Below are 13,174 nucleotides of genomic sequence, written 5' to 3'. Positions count from 1 at the left end.
CCTCCGGTACGGGCGGTGGCATGCCGGTGCCGCTTCGTGGGCAGCCCGGTGCGCTTCCGCCAACTGACTCTGTGCGGTGAGTGGTTCGTTACCGAACGTAGGGTGGCGCGTGTTCCAGGTGCAAGTGGTTCGGGGAATATGGTCCCCGAATAGGTGACGGGGTCGACTTCGGTCGGACGGTGGCGCGAGACTGACGCCGTGAACCGTGGAATGCGAGAGCCCGAGGGCAACCGGGTGTCAACGGTGTTGGGGCGCAGGCTGGGTGGCGAGCTGCACAAGCTGCGCATGGCAGCAGGCCGAACCCAGGCCCAAGCGGCTGCGGAGATCACCGCGACGCCGACGAAGATCGTGAAGATGGAGAGCGGTTGGGTGCCCATGCGGGACCCGGACATCCGAGTGCTTTGCGAGTTCTACGGAGTGACGGACACGGAGTCCGTGAGCGGCCTGCTGGACTTGGCCCGTCTCGACCGTGAACGCAGGAAGGTCAAGGGCTGGTGGCACCAGGTCCCCCGGGTGGGCGGCCTCGGCGAGTATGTGGCGATGGAGGAGGTGGCGACCTACATCCGCACGTGGCAACTGGCTTTGATTCCAGGGCTCCTGCAGACCGCGGACTATGTCCGGGCTCTCGGTGTCACATCCGACTGGACGAACCCCGACGAGATCGAGGTGCTGGTGCAGTCGAGGCTGAAGCGGCAAGCACGGCTATGGGGTGAGAAGCCGGCCGGGTTCCACGCGGTGCTCTGGGAGGCCGCTCTGCGTCAGCAGATCGGTGGCCCCGACGTCATGCGAGCACAACTCGACCACCTCGTGGAGATGGCAAGACTGCCCCACGTTCACGTTCAGGTCCTGCCCTTCCGCGCAGGGGCGCATCACGCTGCCGGCGGTGCGTTCAACGTCCTGTCGTTCGCCGAACCCGGGGCGCTGGACGTGGGCTATGCCGAAGGCATCGCGTCTACTGTGTGGGCAGAGGGGGCGGAAGCCAGCGAGAAGTACACCCGGACGTTCGAGCGCCTGACACGCATGAGTCTCGCTCCGCAGGCTTCCATCGACCTGATCGAAGCGATCAGTAAAGGTACGTAGACACATGAACAACTTCAAATTCAAGAAGTCCAGTTACAGCGAGGGCCAGGTCAACTCGGAGTGTGTCGAGGTGGCCACCAACGTGGTCGGAATCGTCGCCGTCCGGGACAGCAAGCAGGGCGACGGGCCGGTCATCCGGGTCACCGCCACCGCGTGGGCCGACTTCGCGGCGTCGCAGGCCGCATGACGATCCGGACCGGGCGGCTGACCCTGTTGCCCCTGGAGGTCGCGCACGCCGAGGAGATGGCCGCCGTGCTGGGCGATCCGGAGCTGCACGGATTCATCGGTGGCGAGCCGCTCTCCGAGCCGGAGCTGCGCACGCGCTACGAACGGCTGGTCGCCGGTTCGCCGGACCCCGCCGTCACCTGGTGCAACTGGGTGGTCCGGCTCGACGCCGAGGACTGCCTGACCGGCACGGTCCAGGCGACCGTGACCGGGGAGGCCGCGGAGATCGCCTGGGTCATCGGTACGCCCTGGCAGCGCCGCGGCATCGCCGTCGAGGCGGCCCGGGCGGTGGTCGGGTGGCTCGGGACGCAGGCCGGGGTGCGCACCGTCATCGCGCACGTGCACCCCGACCACACCGCGTCCGCGGCCGTCGCCGAGCGGGTCGGACTCGCCGCCACGGACCGGGTCGAGGACGGCGAGATCCGCTGGGAGGGGACCGCCTGACGGGGCATTGCCCGAGGGTGACGGTGTACGCGCAGGTCAAGGGCGTACGTAGGCCGGTTGCGCGGCGTGTCCGCGCGGGCGGTGCGGGGGCTCGGGTTGCGGGGGCTGACGGGGTGTCGGTGAGTGGGCTGGGACACGTCCCATGTCGCGTCCCACATCACGTCACGTCCCGGCACGTCCCATGTCGGGGCTCCTCGACAGGAGAGATCCGTTGCGCCGCATCACTCGCTACACCGTCCCCGCCGCCCTCTGCCTGACCCTGCTGACCGCGTCCCCCGGTCTGGCATCGGCGGCGGCGGAATCGTCCGCGAAGCCGCAGGCCGCCGCCGCGTTCGGTGCGGCCGCGCCGGCCGGGAAGGCGATCCCCGGTACCGAGGCCCTGCTCGGGCAGGTGCAGTCGCTGGGCGGGGTCGGCGGGCTGCTCAAACCCATCACCGATCTGCTGGCGGCCATCCTGAAGTCCCCCGACGGCAAGATCCCGGAGGCGGACCTGGCCGCCTTCAAGGAGAAGATCGCCGCCGCGATCGAGGACCTGAAGAAGAGCCTGCCCGCCGCACCGGCCCTGCCGGTACCGGTCCCGCCGGTGGCCGCTCCGAACCTCCCGGTGGACCCGCCGAAGCTCCCCGTTGAGGCCCCGGCACTCCCGGTCGAGGCCCCGAAGCTCCCGGTCGAGGCCCCGGCGCTGCCCGTCGAGGCTCCGAAGCTGCCTGTCGAGGCCCCGAAGCTCCCGGTGGCGGCGCCCGCGCTGCCCGTGGCGCTGGCCGCCTCCGCCCACAAGGCGGCCGCCAGGCCCGCCGCAGGCCCGCTCGACCTGGCCACGGGCGCCATCGACAAGCTCAAGGGCTCCGTCGACGGCCTCACCAAGGCCGCCGGTCCCTGCGGTTGCTCCACCGACGCCAAGGCCAAGGCCACGGACGTGGTGACCGACCTGGTCGCGGCCCTGGTCGCGCTGCTCACCGGCCTCGGCCTCCCGGGCCTGCCCCCGCTCCCGGTACCGGCCCCGCCGCTCCCGGTCCCGCTGCCCGTCCAGTAAGACCGCACCTGCCGCACCCCGGCCCCGGCGCTGCCAGCCCACCGGCGGCAGCGCCCCGCCGGGTCGGTCGCGGCCCCCCTGTTGCCCGCTTCGCGGGGCATGAGACGGTCTGGCCGTGACAGAGATGACGGGTGGGTTGGAGTCGGCCCTGGCCGAGGCGTCGTCCCCTTCGTGGACGCGACGTGCTCGCGCCGGGCGGGACCTCGCTTCCTCCGCCGATGTTCCCGAAGCCGCGGAAGTCCTGTTGAGGCTGCTGCTGGATGCCGAGGACACCGCGGTGACGCGCCGGACGGCGGAGGCCCTGGCCCGCACGGGGACGACGGCCGCGGTGCGGCTCATGGCTCTCGCGCTTGTCGAGGCCGACGACAGCCGGTCCGACTGGCTGCGGACCGGGGTGCACGACGCACGCGTGGCGCCGGACGGGGTGCCGGACGTAGTCGAGGCCTGCGGAAAGCTTGCCCAGGACCGGGAGGAATCGGTCCGTCGGGGCGCCGCGGAGATCTCGGTGTGGGCATCCGGGACAAGCCACTGACCTGAACGGCATCCCATGGGCGCAGCCCGGTTCCCCCTGACCGAAGAGATACGGCCACTCCCGGCCCCCGCGCTCCCCGCCCATCAGCGGCAGCGCCCCCGCGTGCCGCCGCGCGACCGCACGGACCCCCTTGACGCGCCCCCCGCGCCGGTGGACGCTCCCGGGGCGCGGATCCGTACGGTGCGTTGGGGGGCCGGTATGCCGGAGCAGTCGGAGGGGCGTGTCCAGACGGCGGGGGAGCTGCGGGCCCTGCTCGCGGCGCGCGGGGCGCGGTGGTCCGTGAGCGAGCACCTCGCCGACGGGGATCCCGTACCGAAGCGCGCGCTGGGCCTGGGCGCGAGCACGGCGGCGGCAGCGGAGCTGACGCCCGCCGGAGCCGCGCCGCCGGTGGACCTGCGGAGCCTCGTGGGCCGGGTCAGCGGCAATCCGCACCTCACCCGGCGCAGGGCGGCGCACGGGCTGCTCCCCGGCACCGGCACCGGCCCCGGCCCCGGCCCCGGCACGGCCACCGCCACGGGAACCGGGGCCCCCGCCCGCCCCTCCGCCGTGGACTGGCGGAGCCGGTGGGGATGGCCCTGGCTCACCAAGGTGAAGGACCAGGACCCGTGCAGCGCCTCATGGGCGTTCGGAGCGGCCGGCCTGGTGGAGTCGATGGCCCGCATCGAGCACCACGTGTGGGCCGAGCGGTCCGAGGGGGACGTGCACGACGGGATGAAGGCCCCCTGCGGGCAGACGGGCAGCCCCGAGGCCGCCCTCGACTGGATCCGCACCAACGGCGGACTCGCGGACCCGGGCTGCTGGCCGTACTCGCCGCCGCCGCCCGGTACCCCGGTCGACCGCCGGGAGGCCTGGCGGGCCGAGTACACCCCGAGCTGGGACCGTTCGGGCCGGACCGTCCGCATCACCGGGCACGTCCTGCTCGGCGACGTGGAGCAGCAGAAGGTCTGGCTGGACACGGTGGGCCCGCTGACCGCCTGCTTCGACGTGTACGAGGACTTCTTCGGCCTCGGCTCCGGCGTCTACCACCGCACCGGCGACCGGCTGGCGGGCGGCCACTGCGTCCTGATCACCGGCTACGACGACGCGGCGGGCTGCTGGCTGTTCAAGAATTCCTGGGGGACCGGCTACCACGTGGGCGGGTACGGCCGTATCGCGTACGGCGAGGCGCGCATCGACGACTGGGCCAAGTGCGGGCTGCAGGACACCAACATCGACCCGTGGAGCAAGCGCCGCCTGCACACCGGCAACGTCTACGAGAGCGGCAACGGCCGGGCCCACCGCAACTTCGAGATGGCGGCCCTCGGCGGACCCGGCGGGGGCTCCCTGACCCACTGGTGGCGCGAGGGCGACGCCCCCTTCGCCTGGAACCGCGCCCAGAGCTTCGCCTCCGACGCCTCGGGCCAGCCCGCGTTCACGGGGACCACGTACAACCGGAACATGGAGTCCCTGCACGTCACCACGGGCGGCCGGCTCCGCCACTGGTACTACGAGCACTTCGCCGGCGCCTGGCGCGACGGCGGCGCCTTCGGCCCCGGCGACGCGGCGGTCGGCTCGACCCCGGCCTTCATCCAGAGCGACTACGGGGCTCCCGGCAACTTCGAGGTGGTCGTCCGCACCGCCGACGGCCGCCTGGGCCACTGGTGGCGGATCAACGGCGCTCCCTGGACCTGGAACGACGGCGGCCGCTTCGCCTCCGGCATCGCGCACTTCGGTCCGGCCCTCGTCCAGACCCGCTCCCGCCACCTCGACCTGGTCGCCACCCGCACCGACGGCCGGATGCAGCTGTGGTGGCGCGACGACCCGAACGGCTTCGTCTGGCGCCCCGGCGAGATCTTCGGCTCCGGCATCACCTCCGCGCCCTGCCTGATCGAGGCGCAGTACGGGGCGGCGGACGAGGACACCGCCGGGAACTACGAGCTGTGCGTCACGGGCGCGGGCGGCCGCGTCGAGCACTGGTGGCGCGGCAACGCGGGCGGCGCGGCCTGGCAGCGCTCCGCCGTCTTCGGCCACGACGTGCTGGCGGTCACCGGGATGCTCCAGGGCAGCTTCGGGTTCAACCTGGAGGTGATCGTCCTGCGCACGGACCGCCTGCTCCAGCACTACCGGCGCGACGGCGCGGGCTGGCACGAGGGGGCGGTGATCGGCCCGGCGTAGGCCGTCGCCGCAGGAGTTCCGCAGGAGAGGAGTCCGCGTGGAGGTGCGCGAGGTGGTGCTCGTGCCCGGTGAGCCGTACGAGCTGCGGCTCACCGGGCGCGGTGCGCGCGGCTACGTGTGGACCTGGCGGGTGACGGGCGACGCGGACGCGGTCTCGGTGGCGGAGGGCCCGTCGGGCCCCCCGGCCTCTGCCGCGGAGCCGCCGCGGGTGCCGGAGCCGCCGCTGCCCGGGGCGACGGTGGAGCGGCTGTACCTCGTACGGGGGCTGGTGGCGGGCCGGGCCCGGATCCGCTTCGCGCAGGTCCGTCCGCCGTATCCGGACGAGGCCGCGTACGACGAGTTCGTACTGGACGTCACGGTGCGGTGAGGGTCCACATCGTGGACGGGCTCCCGGGTTGCACCTCTGTTGTATCTATGCTGTGCGCATGCCACCCGCCCGAACCGCAGGTACCGCCGTGACCGCTGCCGAACGCGTCTACCAACACGTCAAGCAGGCCGTGCTCGACCGCCGCTACGAGGGCGGGGTGCTGCTGACCGAGGGCGAGCTGGCGGTCGCCGTCGGGGTCTCGCGCACACCGGTCCGCGAGGCGCTGCTGCGGCTGGAGACCGAGGGGCTGCTGAAGCTCTACCCGAAGAAGGGCGCCCTCGTCCTCGCGGTCTCCGCCCAGGAGATCGCCGACGTCATCGAAACCCGGCTGCTGGTCGAGGAGTTCACCGTCCGCCGGGCGGTGCCCGCCCCCGCCGGGCTGCTGGAACGGCTCGCGGAACTGGTCGAGGAGCAGCGCCGGCTCGGCGACGCGGGCGAGCTCGGGGCGATGATGGCCGCCGACCGGGCCTTCCACGCGGAGATCGTGCGCAGCGCCGGCAACCAGATCCTCTGCCGCCTCTACGACCAACTGCGCGACCGCCAGCTCCGCATGGGCGTGGCCCTGCTGCACGCGCACCCCGAGCGGGTGGAGCGGACGCTGGCCGAGCACCGGGAGATCCTCGACGCCCTGCGCGCGGGAGACGCCGACACGGCCGCCGCGGCCGTACGGGCCCACGTGAGCCGGGTCGGGGAACTGGTGCGGGGGTCCGCCCGATGAGCTCCGCGTCCGCCGCCTCCCCCACTGTTTTCAAGGACCCGCCGGGCGGCCGCAAGGCGGTGCTCGTCTGGTCGATCGGCGTCGCCGTCTACTTCGTGGCGGTCATCTTCCGCACCAGCCTCGGCGTCGCCGGGCTGGAGGCCGCCGACCGCTTCCACGTGAACGCCTCGGCGCTGTCCACCTTCTCCCTGCTCCAGCTCCTGGTCTACGCGGGCATGCAGATACCCGTCGGCCTGATGGTGGACCGGCTCGGTACGAAGAAGGTGCTCACCCTCGGCGCCGTGCTCTTCACCGCCGGCCAGATCGGCTTCGCGCTCTCCCCCTCCTTCGGGATGGCCCTGGCGGCCCGCGCCCTGCTGGGCTGCGGGGACGCCATGACCTTCATCTCCGTACTGCGGCTCGGCACCCGCTGGTTCCCGGCCCGCCGGGCCCCGCTGATGGCGCAGCTGGCCGGCCTGGTCGGGATGGCGGGCAACCTGATCTCCACGCTGGTGCTGGCCCCCGTGCTGCACGGGGTCGGCTGGGTGCCCGCGTTCGCGGGCAGCGCGGTGGCGGGGCTGGTCGTGTTGGTCCCGCTCGTGCTGTTCCTGCGCGACCACCCCGAGGGGCACGAGCCCGCGCCGCAGGCGGGCTCCGGCACGCGGGGATTCGTACGGCGCCAGATCGCCGACTCCTGGCGGGAGCCGGGCACCAAGCTCGGCCTGTGGGTGCACTTCACGACGCAGTTCCCGGCGATGGTGTTCCTGCTGCTGTGGGGGATGCCCTTCCTCGTCGAGGCCCAGGGTCTGTCCCGGACCACCGCGGGCGGGCTGCTGACCCTGGTGGTCGCCTCGAACATGGCGCTCGGCCTGGTCTACGGCCAGATCATCGGCCGCAGGCAGTCCTCCCGGATCCCGCTCGCCCTGGGCACGGTCGCCGTGACCGCCCTCCTGTGGGGCTCGGTCCTGGCCTACCCCGGGGACCACGCGCCGATGTGGCTGCTGATCGCGCTCTGCCTGGTGCTGGGCACGTGCGGGCCCGCGTCGATGATCGGCTTCGACTTCGCCCGGCCCGCCAACCCGGCGGAACGTCAGGGCACCGCCTCCGGAATCACCAACATGGGCGGTTTCATCGCCTCGATGACGACCCTCCTGGTGGTGGGCCTGCTGCTCGACGCCACCGGGGACGACTACCGCATCGCGTTCTCTTCGGTCTTCGTCCTGGAACTCCTGGGCATCGCCCAGATCCTGCGCCTGCGCGGCCGCGCCCTGGCCCGCGAACGTGAGCGGGTGGGAGCGGGAACCGGAGCGGGAGTCGCGGCGGGGACGGCCGTGGCCGCCCCGCAGGCCCCGGCCCCGGCCCCGGGCGTCACCGCCGTGGCGGCCGCCGGGGCCGGGGCCGGCGCCCCCGTCGGCCCCCCCGATCCGCAGCCGGCCCGGTGACGTCCGGAGCCGGCCCGATGTGCGCGTGGGCCACCCGTACCGCGAGCGGGACGAGACCCGAGTGGGATAGACCCCCGTCCTCTCCCACCCGTCCGTCCGTCCGCTCCGCGGGTCGGGTTCCGGCCAACGCGTTGCCGAGCCTATGAGGGCTCCGTGCGGCCGCGTGTGCACTGCGCGCAGGGACAGTTGACAATCCGCGCAGCGGCCCCGGCTGCGCCCGGGGCCTGCTAGTCCTTGCGCGCCGGACCCTCCCCGGCCGCCGCGGCCTGCCGTGCCGCCGCGCGGCGGAACTCGCTGGGGCTGACCCCGTACGTGTCGCGGAACAGCCGGCTGAACACGGAGGCGTTGGTGAACCCCCAGCGCAGGGCCACGGTGTGGACGGGGACGGCGAGCTGTGCGCAATCGGCGAGGTCGGCGTGGCACCGCTCCAGGCGGCGCCGGCGGATCGTGGCCGCGACGCTCTCCCCGCGCTCCCGGAAGAGGAGCTGGAGCCGGCGCAGCGAGAGGCTGTGCCGGGCGGCGACCACGGACGGGCTCAGCTCCGGATCGCCGAGGTTGTGCCCGATGAAGGCGTCGATCCGCGCCAGCAGCGCCCGGGTCCGGCTCTCCTCGGACAGTTCGTCCTCGGCTCCGATCCGCCCGGCGAGGCAGGCCCCGGCCAGGTCGAGGGCGACGGCCCCGAGCTGCTCCAGCTCGCCGGGCCCGCACTCCTCCCCGTGCGCGGCCAGGGAGCGCATGTACTGCGCGAGGATCGCCCCCATCCCCCGGTCGGCGGGGATCCGCTCGGCGAGCAGCCGCTCCACCCGGTCCGACCGCAGGGGGAGCGCCGTGCGGGGCAGCGAGAGGAGCACGACGTGGAGCGGCTGGGTGCCGAGGACGCCCGACTCGAAGGGGCGGGAGGTGTCCCACAGCACCAGGTCCCCCGAGAAGGGCCCCGAGTCGTGCCGGTTCTGCGCGACCCACGTGGTCCCACTGGTCACCAGCCCCAGCTGGTACTGCTCGGGATCGCTGCTGCGCACGTGCGCCGCCGTGCGCCGGGAGTGCAGCGGGGCGTAGCCGAGCTGCTTCACCTGGACGGAGCCCAGGTCCAGCACGGCAGCCTCCGCCCGGAAGTCCAGGGCGTGCTCACTCTTGATCGACGTGGACACCAACTCCTGCGCCACCACGTCGGCGAACCAATCGAACCGGTCCGCCGCCGGGACGGCAGCGGACGACATCATCGACCACACCAAGGGTCCTCCGAACCTAAGGAGTCACGGAGAAGTGGGCCAGGATGGCCTCGGCCAGCGCCGGGTCGCCCTCCACCTTCACCCGGTCGGCCACGGTGTGCGGCCGCACCCGGCCGGCCGCGAGGCGTACGTACGTCTCCCAGTCCAGGGTCAGCGTCACCGCGGGCCCCAGCGAGGGGGCCTTGTCGATGGTGCCGCGGCCCTCTGCGTCGACCCGTACGGTCCGCATGAACTCCAGTGCCCCGTGCACATCGATGACGACGGCCGAGTTCGCGGGCGCGCCCGCCTTCTTCGCGACCACCTTCGGCAGCCCGGAGAGCAGGACGTCCCTGGCCACGTAGGCCCCCGGCGAGTCCCAGTTCCCCGGTGCGCCCAGGGCCGCCCGCAGGTCCTGCTCGTGGATCCACACGTCGAACGCGCGCAGCCGCAGCGAGTGCTCCAGCGTCGCCGGCTCGCCCAGCGGGCCGCGGATCATCGTGTCCGGTTCCCGCTTCTCGTTCCGCAGCTGCCGGGAGCGGCGGATGATCGTGTACTCCAGCTCGGAGGTCATCTCGGGCGCGGTGTGGTGCCGCCGCACGTCGACCTGCACTTCCATGTACCGGGAGAACTCGTCGACCACGTGCCGCAGGTCCCGCGGCAGCGTGTGGATCGGCCGCGGGTCGCCCAACTGCTCGCACTCGATGCCGATGACGTGGGAGACGACATCGCGCACGGACCAGTTCGGGCAGGGCGTCGCCCGGCTCCACTCGCCTTCCGTCAGCGGAAGGACCAGCTCGGATATCGCCTCGATGGAGTGGGTCCACGCGTCGGCATAGGGCTGAAGGCTGGGATGCGGATGGACGGTCAACGGGACCCCTCGCGTGCTGTTCATTGGCGCATTGGCGCGTTCTGGAAGCTTGTGCAATGGCTTCAAAACTACGCTGCCGGTGAGCACCCCGGCAGTGCTTTCGTGTGACGATCGTAGGCCCGAGTTGACGGCTTGAAAGCCAGGACGGTGGTACTGTGCGCGCTTCCCTGATCCAAATCGCAGTGAATGAGGGGGAGTCGGTGGTTTCCCGCCGCTCCCGTGCCGCAGACCTCGTGCGCGAACAGTCCGGCTCGGACCTCGTCGTCCTGCCCGAACTGTGGACCGTGGGCGCCTTCGCCTACGAGCAGTTCGAGACAGAGGCCGAGCCGCTGGACGGCCCGACCTACGGGGCCATGGCCGCGGCCGCCCGCGATGCCGGGGTCTGGCTGCACGCCGGCTCGTTCGTGGAGCGCGCGGGCGACGGCTCGCTCTACAACACCGCGCTCGTCCTCTCCCCGACGGGCGAGCTCGCCGCCACGTACCGCAAGATCCACCGCTTCGGCTTCGACCAGGGCGAGGCCGTCCTGATGTCCGCGGGCGAGTCCCTGACCACGGTCGCCCTTCCGGAACAGACCCTCGGCCTCGCCACCTGCTACGACCTGCGCTTCCCGGAACTGTTCCGCGGCCTGGTCGACGCCGGGGCGACGACGCTGGTCGTCTCCGCGGGCTGGCCGGCCCGCCGCCGGGGCCACTGGACGCTGCTGAACCGGGCCCGCGCCGTCGAGGACCAGTCGTACGTCCTCGCCTGCGGGACGGCCGGCACCAACGGCGGCGTGGAACAGGCCGGCCACAGCCTGGTCGTGGACCCGTGGGGCGAGGTCCTCGCGGAGGCGGGCCCGGGGGAGGAGGTCCTGACGGTGGACCTCGACCCGAAGAAGGTCGCCGAAACCCGCGAGCAGTTCCCGGCCCTGAAGGACCGCCGCCTCGGCCTCTGACCGGATGGGGTTTACTTGTGCGAAGTCAGCGTGAAGTAAAGGGTGCGTGCGGGGCATGGAGAACGGGGACATAGCGGACGGGCAGCTCGAACCGGTCGGCCCGGTCGGCCCGGTCGGCCCGGCCGAACCGGCCGAACCGGCCGAACCGGTCGAACCGGACTCCGTCCACTGGCTCCAGCGGTCGATGGCCGGGGCCGCCGCCTTCCTCGCCGCCGTCCCCGTGGCATGTGCCCTGCTGAACCCGATGGGGCTGGTCTTCCTCCTCCCGTTCGCTGCCGTCGCCTGGCTCCTCTTCCTCCGGGACCGGGCGTCGTTCCGCGCCACGTGCCACGGCGTCGGCATCGTCCTGACCCTGTTCGGTGTGCTCCTGACCTGCTTCGGCATGTTCGTGGTGATCCCTTCCGCGGTGATCCTCCTGCTGGCCGCGTCCGCGGACCCGCGCCGCCGCCCGGTGCTCGCCCGCGTCCACGCCGGCATCGCGGTCGCCGTCACCGCAGCCGCCACCGTCGGGGTGGTGTACGTGGCGGTCCCGGTGGCCAAGGACCTCCTCAAGCCCGTGCACAGCTACTCCGTGGAGGTTCCGGACGACGTCTACGGCAGCGGTGATTGGATGCCGGAACTCCAGCCCTACGGAGTCACCGGCATCGGGTCGCACGGCGCCGGATCCGGGACCAGGACCCGGGTGAAGGTCACGTACGACGAGAACCTCACCGAGGCCGAACGGGCCGCCCTGCGCGAGTTCCTCTCCGCCCTCCCCGGCGCCGGCCCGGTCAAGCCCTGCGGCCGGCTCGGCTGTGACTGAGCGGGGCTGAGACCGAGCGGGGCTGAGACCGAGCGGGCCTACGGCTCGTCGCCCGGGCCCTCCCGCTCCTTCTCCGCCATCCGGATCACGCACACCGCGACGGCGATCAGCAGCGAGGCGTCGGCGTCCTCGCGGACCACGTCGACGGCGTACGTCTCGCGGATCCGGTACCACTGGCGGGAAATCAGCGCCAGCAGCTCCCCGTCGTACTCGACCTTGAACTCCCGGTCCAGGATCCGCCCGCTGACATCGAGCTCGGTGCCCTCGTTGAGCACCACCGAGTAGTGGTTGCGCAGCAGCGAGAACCGCTTCTTCCGGATCACCGCCAGCCGCCGCTCGTCGCGCTCCAGCGTCATCGCGTCGCGCAGGGCGAAGAGCTTCTCCCGCAGCGTGATGAGGATCCGCCCGTCGGGATCCTTCAGCTCCAGGGTGTCGCGGAACCGCAGGGCCTTCCCGTCCACGAGGAAGGCGTGCCGGCCGTCCTCGTCCTCGATCCAGTAGTCGTCCCCGATGGCCAGCATTTTGTCCCGTACCAGGTATTTCACGCCCTCATCGCTGCCCGCGATAGGTTCCGGTCATGCCACTTCTCTACGTGACCGACCTGGCCTACCCGGCGCGCGGCCGCCGCTACGGCGACGAGGACGTCTTCCTCACCGCACGCCTGCGCGAGCACTTCCCCCTCGCCCTGTGCCACCCCCTGGACGCCGAGGCCCTCCTCCCGGCCTTCGACACCGTGGTCGTCCGCAACAGTGGCCCGGTCCTGCACCACCAGGAGGCCTACGACTCCTTCCGCGCGGCCGCCCTCGCCGCCGGCACCCGCGTCTACAACCCCCTGACGGGCCGGGGCGACATGGCGGGCAAGCAGTACCTCGTCGACCTGACCGCCTCCGGCCACCCGGTCATCCCGACGGTCGACGACCCGGCGCACTTGTCGCTCCTCCCCGCGTCCCCCACCTACGCGGTGAAGCCGAAACAGGGAGCGGACTCGATAGGCCTGGCCTTCACCCCGCACCCGGACTGCGCCCCGGGGGAGTTCCTGATCCAGCCGCGCATCGACTTCGCGTACGAGGTGTCCTTCTACTTCGTCGACGACACCTTCCAGTACGCCCTCTACGCCCCCGACCCGGACCGCCGCTGGGAGCTGATCCCCTACGACCCGACCCCGGCGGACCTGTCCTTCGCCCGCACCTTCATCGCCTGGAACACCCTCACCCACGGCATCCAGCGCGTGGACGCCTGCCGCGCCCCCTCGGGCGACCTCCTCCTGGTGGAGCTGGAGGACCTCAACCCGTACCTCTCCCTGGACCTCCTCCCGCCGGAGGTCCAGAACACCTTCGTCACCGCCCTGGTCCGCTCCCTGCACGACTTCGGAGCCTGATCCGGCCTG

15 protein-coding genes are annotated in these 13,174 nt (G+C 72.5%); 12 read left to right on the top strand and 3 right to left on the bottom strand.

What is annotated here, in order from left to right:
- Positions 1–210: 210 nt before the first annotated feature.
- From ACFYM0_RS15285 to ACFYM0_RS15245, 9 genes are all read left to right on the top strand, one after another.
- The gene (locus ACFYM0_RS15285; protein WP_388501718.1) at positions 211–1,080 is read left to right on the top strand and encodes a helix-turn-helix domain-containing protein; all 870 of its coding nucleotides are present in this window, start codon (positions 211–213) and stop codon (positions 1,078–1,080) included.
- A 4-nt stretch (positions 1,081–1,084) separates the two neighbouring features.
- The gene (locus ACFYM0_RS15280; RefSeq protein WP_388501120.1) at positions 1,085–1,267 is read left to right on the top strand and encodes a DUF397 domain-containing protein; all 183 of its coding nucleotides are present in this window, start codon (positions 1,085–1,087) and stop codon (positions 1,265–1,267) included.
- Complete coding sequence (locus ACFYM0_RS15275) at positions 1,264–1,749, top strand: GNAT family N-acetyltransferase (protein ID WP_388501118.1); 486 nt, start codon at positions 1,264–1,266, stop codon at positions 1,747–1,749. The genes ACFYM0_RS15280 and ACFYM0_RS15275 overlap by 4 nt, the downstream gene beginning before the upstream one ends.
- 211 nt (positions 1,750–1,960) lie before the next feature.
- Positions 1,961–2,782 (top strand): hypothetical protein, encoded by an 822-nt coding sequence (locus ACFYM0_RS15270; RefSeq protein ID WP_388501116.1) that lies wholly within the window; start codon positions 1,961–1,963, stop codon positions 2,780–2,782.
- 124 nt (positions 2,783–2,906) lie between these two features.
- On the top strand, positions 2,907–3,314 hold the full coding sequence (locus ACFYM0_RS15265; RefSeq protein ID WP_388501716.1) for a hypothetical protein: 408 nt from the start codon (positions 2,907–2,909) through the stop codon (positions 3,312–3,314).
- A gap of 198 nt (positions 3,315–3,512) precedes the next feature.
- Entirely contained in the window at positions 3,513–5,468 is a 1,956-nt protein-coding gene (locus ACFYM0_RS15260; RefSeq protein ID WP_388501115.1) for a C1 family peptidase, read from the top strand.
- 37 nt (positions 5,469–5,505) lie between these two features.
- Entirely contained in the window at positions 5,506–5,835 is a 330-nt protein-coding gene (locus tag ACFYM0_RS15255) for a protease inhibitor I42 family protein (RefSeq protein WP_388501112.1), read from the top strand.
- A 58-nt stretch (positions 5,836–5,893) separates the two neighbouring features.
- Positions 5,894–6,553, top strand: coding sequence for a GntR family transcriptional regulator (locus ACFYM0_RS15250; RefSeq protein ID WP_388501109.1), 660 nt, complete (start codon positions 5,894–5,896; stop codon positions 6,551–6,553).
- Positions 6,550–7,974 (top strand): nitrate/nitrite transporter, encoded by a 1,425-nt coding sequence (locus ACFYM0_RS15245; protein WP_388501106.1) that lies wholly within the window; start codon positions 6,550–6,552, stop codon positions 7,972–7,974. Before ACFYM0_RS15250 ends, ACFYM0_RS15245 begins: the two co-directional genes overlap by 4 nt.
- A gap of 227 nt (positions 7,975–8,201) precedes the next feature.
- Here ACFYM0_RS15245 and ACFYM0_RS15240 read toward each other — a convergent pair whose 3' ends face one another.
- Both ACFYM0_RS15240 and ACFYM0_RS15235 read right to left on the bottom strand, forming a co-directional pair.
- The gene (locus tag ACFYM0_RS15240) at positions 8,202–9,194 is read right to left on the bottom strand and encodes a helix-turn-helix domain-containing protein (protein ID WP_388501104.1); all 993 of its coding nucleotides are present in this window, start codon (positions 9,192–9,194) and stop codon (positions 8,202–8,204) included.
- Between the two features lie 25 nt (positions 9,195–9,219).
- The gene (locus ACFYM0_RS15235) at positions 9,220–10,074 is read right to left on the bottom strand and encodes a maleylpyruvate isomerase family mycothiol-dependent enzyme (RefSeq protein ID WP_388501102.1); all 855 of its coding nucleotides are present in this window, start codon (positions 10,072–10,074) and stop codon (positions 9,220–9,222) included.
- Positions 10,075–10,205: 131 nt separating this feature from the next.
- Between ACFYM0_RS15235 and ACFYM0_RS15230 the strand changes: the two genes are divergently transcribed.
- Together ACFYM0_RS15230 and ACFYM0_RS15225 are read left to right on the top strand one after the other, a co-directional pair.
- Positions 10,206–10,985: a carbon-nitrogen family hydrolase gene (locus ACFYM0_RS15230; RefSeq protein WP_388501101.1), complete on the top strand. Its 780-nt coding sequence runs from the start codon at positions 10,206–10,208 to the stop codon at positions 10,983–10,985.
- A 55-nt stretch (positions 10,986–11,040) separates the two neighbouring features.
- Complete coding sequence (locus tag ACFYM0_RS15225; RefSeq protein ID WP_388501100.1) at positions 11,041–11,787, top strand: hypothetical protein; 747 nt, start codon at positions 11,041–11,043, stop codon at positions 11,785–11,787.
- A gap of 38 nt (positions 11,788–11,825) precedes the next feature.
- On the opposite strand, the gene ACFYM0_RS15220 is transcribed toward ACFYM0_RS15225, so the two are convergent.
- A complete protein-coding gene (locus ACFYM0_RS15220) occupies positions 11,826–12,332 on the bottom strand; it encodes an LURP-one-related family protein (protein WP_327253988.1) in 507 nt (168 codons plus the stop codon).
- Between the two features lie 32 nt (positions 12,333–12,364).
- Between ACFYM0_RS15220 and ACFYM0_RS15215 the strand changes: the two genes are divergently transcribed.
- On the top strand, positions 12,365–13,165 hold the full coding sequence (locus ACFYM0_RS15215; RefSeq protein WP_388501098.1) for a hypothetical protein: 801 nt from the start codon (positions 12,365–12,367) through the stop codon (positions 13,163–13,165).
- Positions 13,166–13,174 lie beyond the last annotated feature (9 nt).

Source organism: Streptomyces sp. NPDC006487 (assembly GCF_042870555.1).
In the GTDB taxonomy this organism is placed as follows: domain Bacteria; phylum Actinomycetota; class Actinomycetes; order Streptomycetales; family Streptomycetaceae; genus Streptomyces.
Note: the sequence above shows the minus strand (reverse complement) of the source record. Positions and strands in the feature narration are given on the sequence as shown.

Coding starts and splice junctions, on each gene's coding strand:
- ACFYM0_RS15285 (WP_388501718.1), top strand. CDS start 211: ATGCGAGAGCCCGAGGGCAACCGGGTGTCAACGGTGTTGGGGCGCAGG.
- ACFYM0_RS15280 (WP_388501120.1), top strand. CDS start 1,085: ATGAACAACTTCAAATTCAAGAAGTCCAGTTACAGCGAGGGCCAGGTC.
- ACFYM0_RS15275 (WP_388501118.1), top strand. CDS start 1,264: ATGACGATCCGGACCGGGCGGCTGACCCTGTTGCCCCTGGAGGTCGCG.
- ACFYM0_RS15265 (WP_388501716.1), top strand. CDS start 2,907: ATGACGGGTGGGTTGGAGTCGGCCCTGGCCGAGGCGTCGTCCCCTTCG.
- ACFYM0_RS15260 (WP_388501115.1), top strand. CDS start 3,513: ATGCCGGAGCAGTCGGAGGGGCGTGTCCAGACGGCGGGGGAGCTGCGG.
- ACFYM0_RS15250 (WP_388501109.1), top strand. CDS start 5,894: ATGCCACCCGCCCGAACCGCAGGTACCGCCGTGACCGCTGCCGAACGC.
- ACFYM0_RS15245 (WP_388501106.1), top strand. CDS start 6,550: ATGAGCTCCGCGTCCGCCGCCTCCCCCACTGTTTTCAAGGACCCGCCG.
- ACFYM0_RS15240 (WP_388501104.1), bottom strand. CDS start 9,194: ATGATGTCGTCCGCTGCCGTCCCGGCGGCGGACCGGTTCGATTGGTTC.
- ACFYM0_RS15235 (WP_388501102.1), bottom strand. CDS start 10,074: ATGAACAGCACGCGAGGGGTCCCGTTGACCGTCCATCCGCATCCCAGC.
- ACFYM0_RS15225 (WP_388501100.1), top strand. CDS start 11,041: ATGGAGAACGGGGACATAGCGGACGGGCAGCTCGAACCGGTCGGCCCG.
- ACFYM0_RS15215 (WP_388501098.1), top strand. CDS start 12,365: ATGCCACTTCTCTACGTGACCGACCTGGCCTACCCGGCGCGCGGCCGC.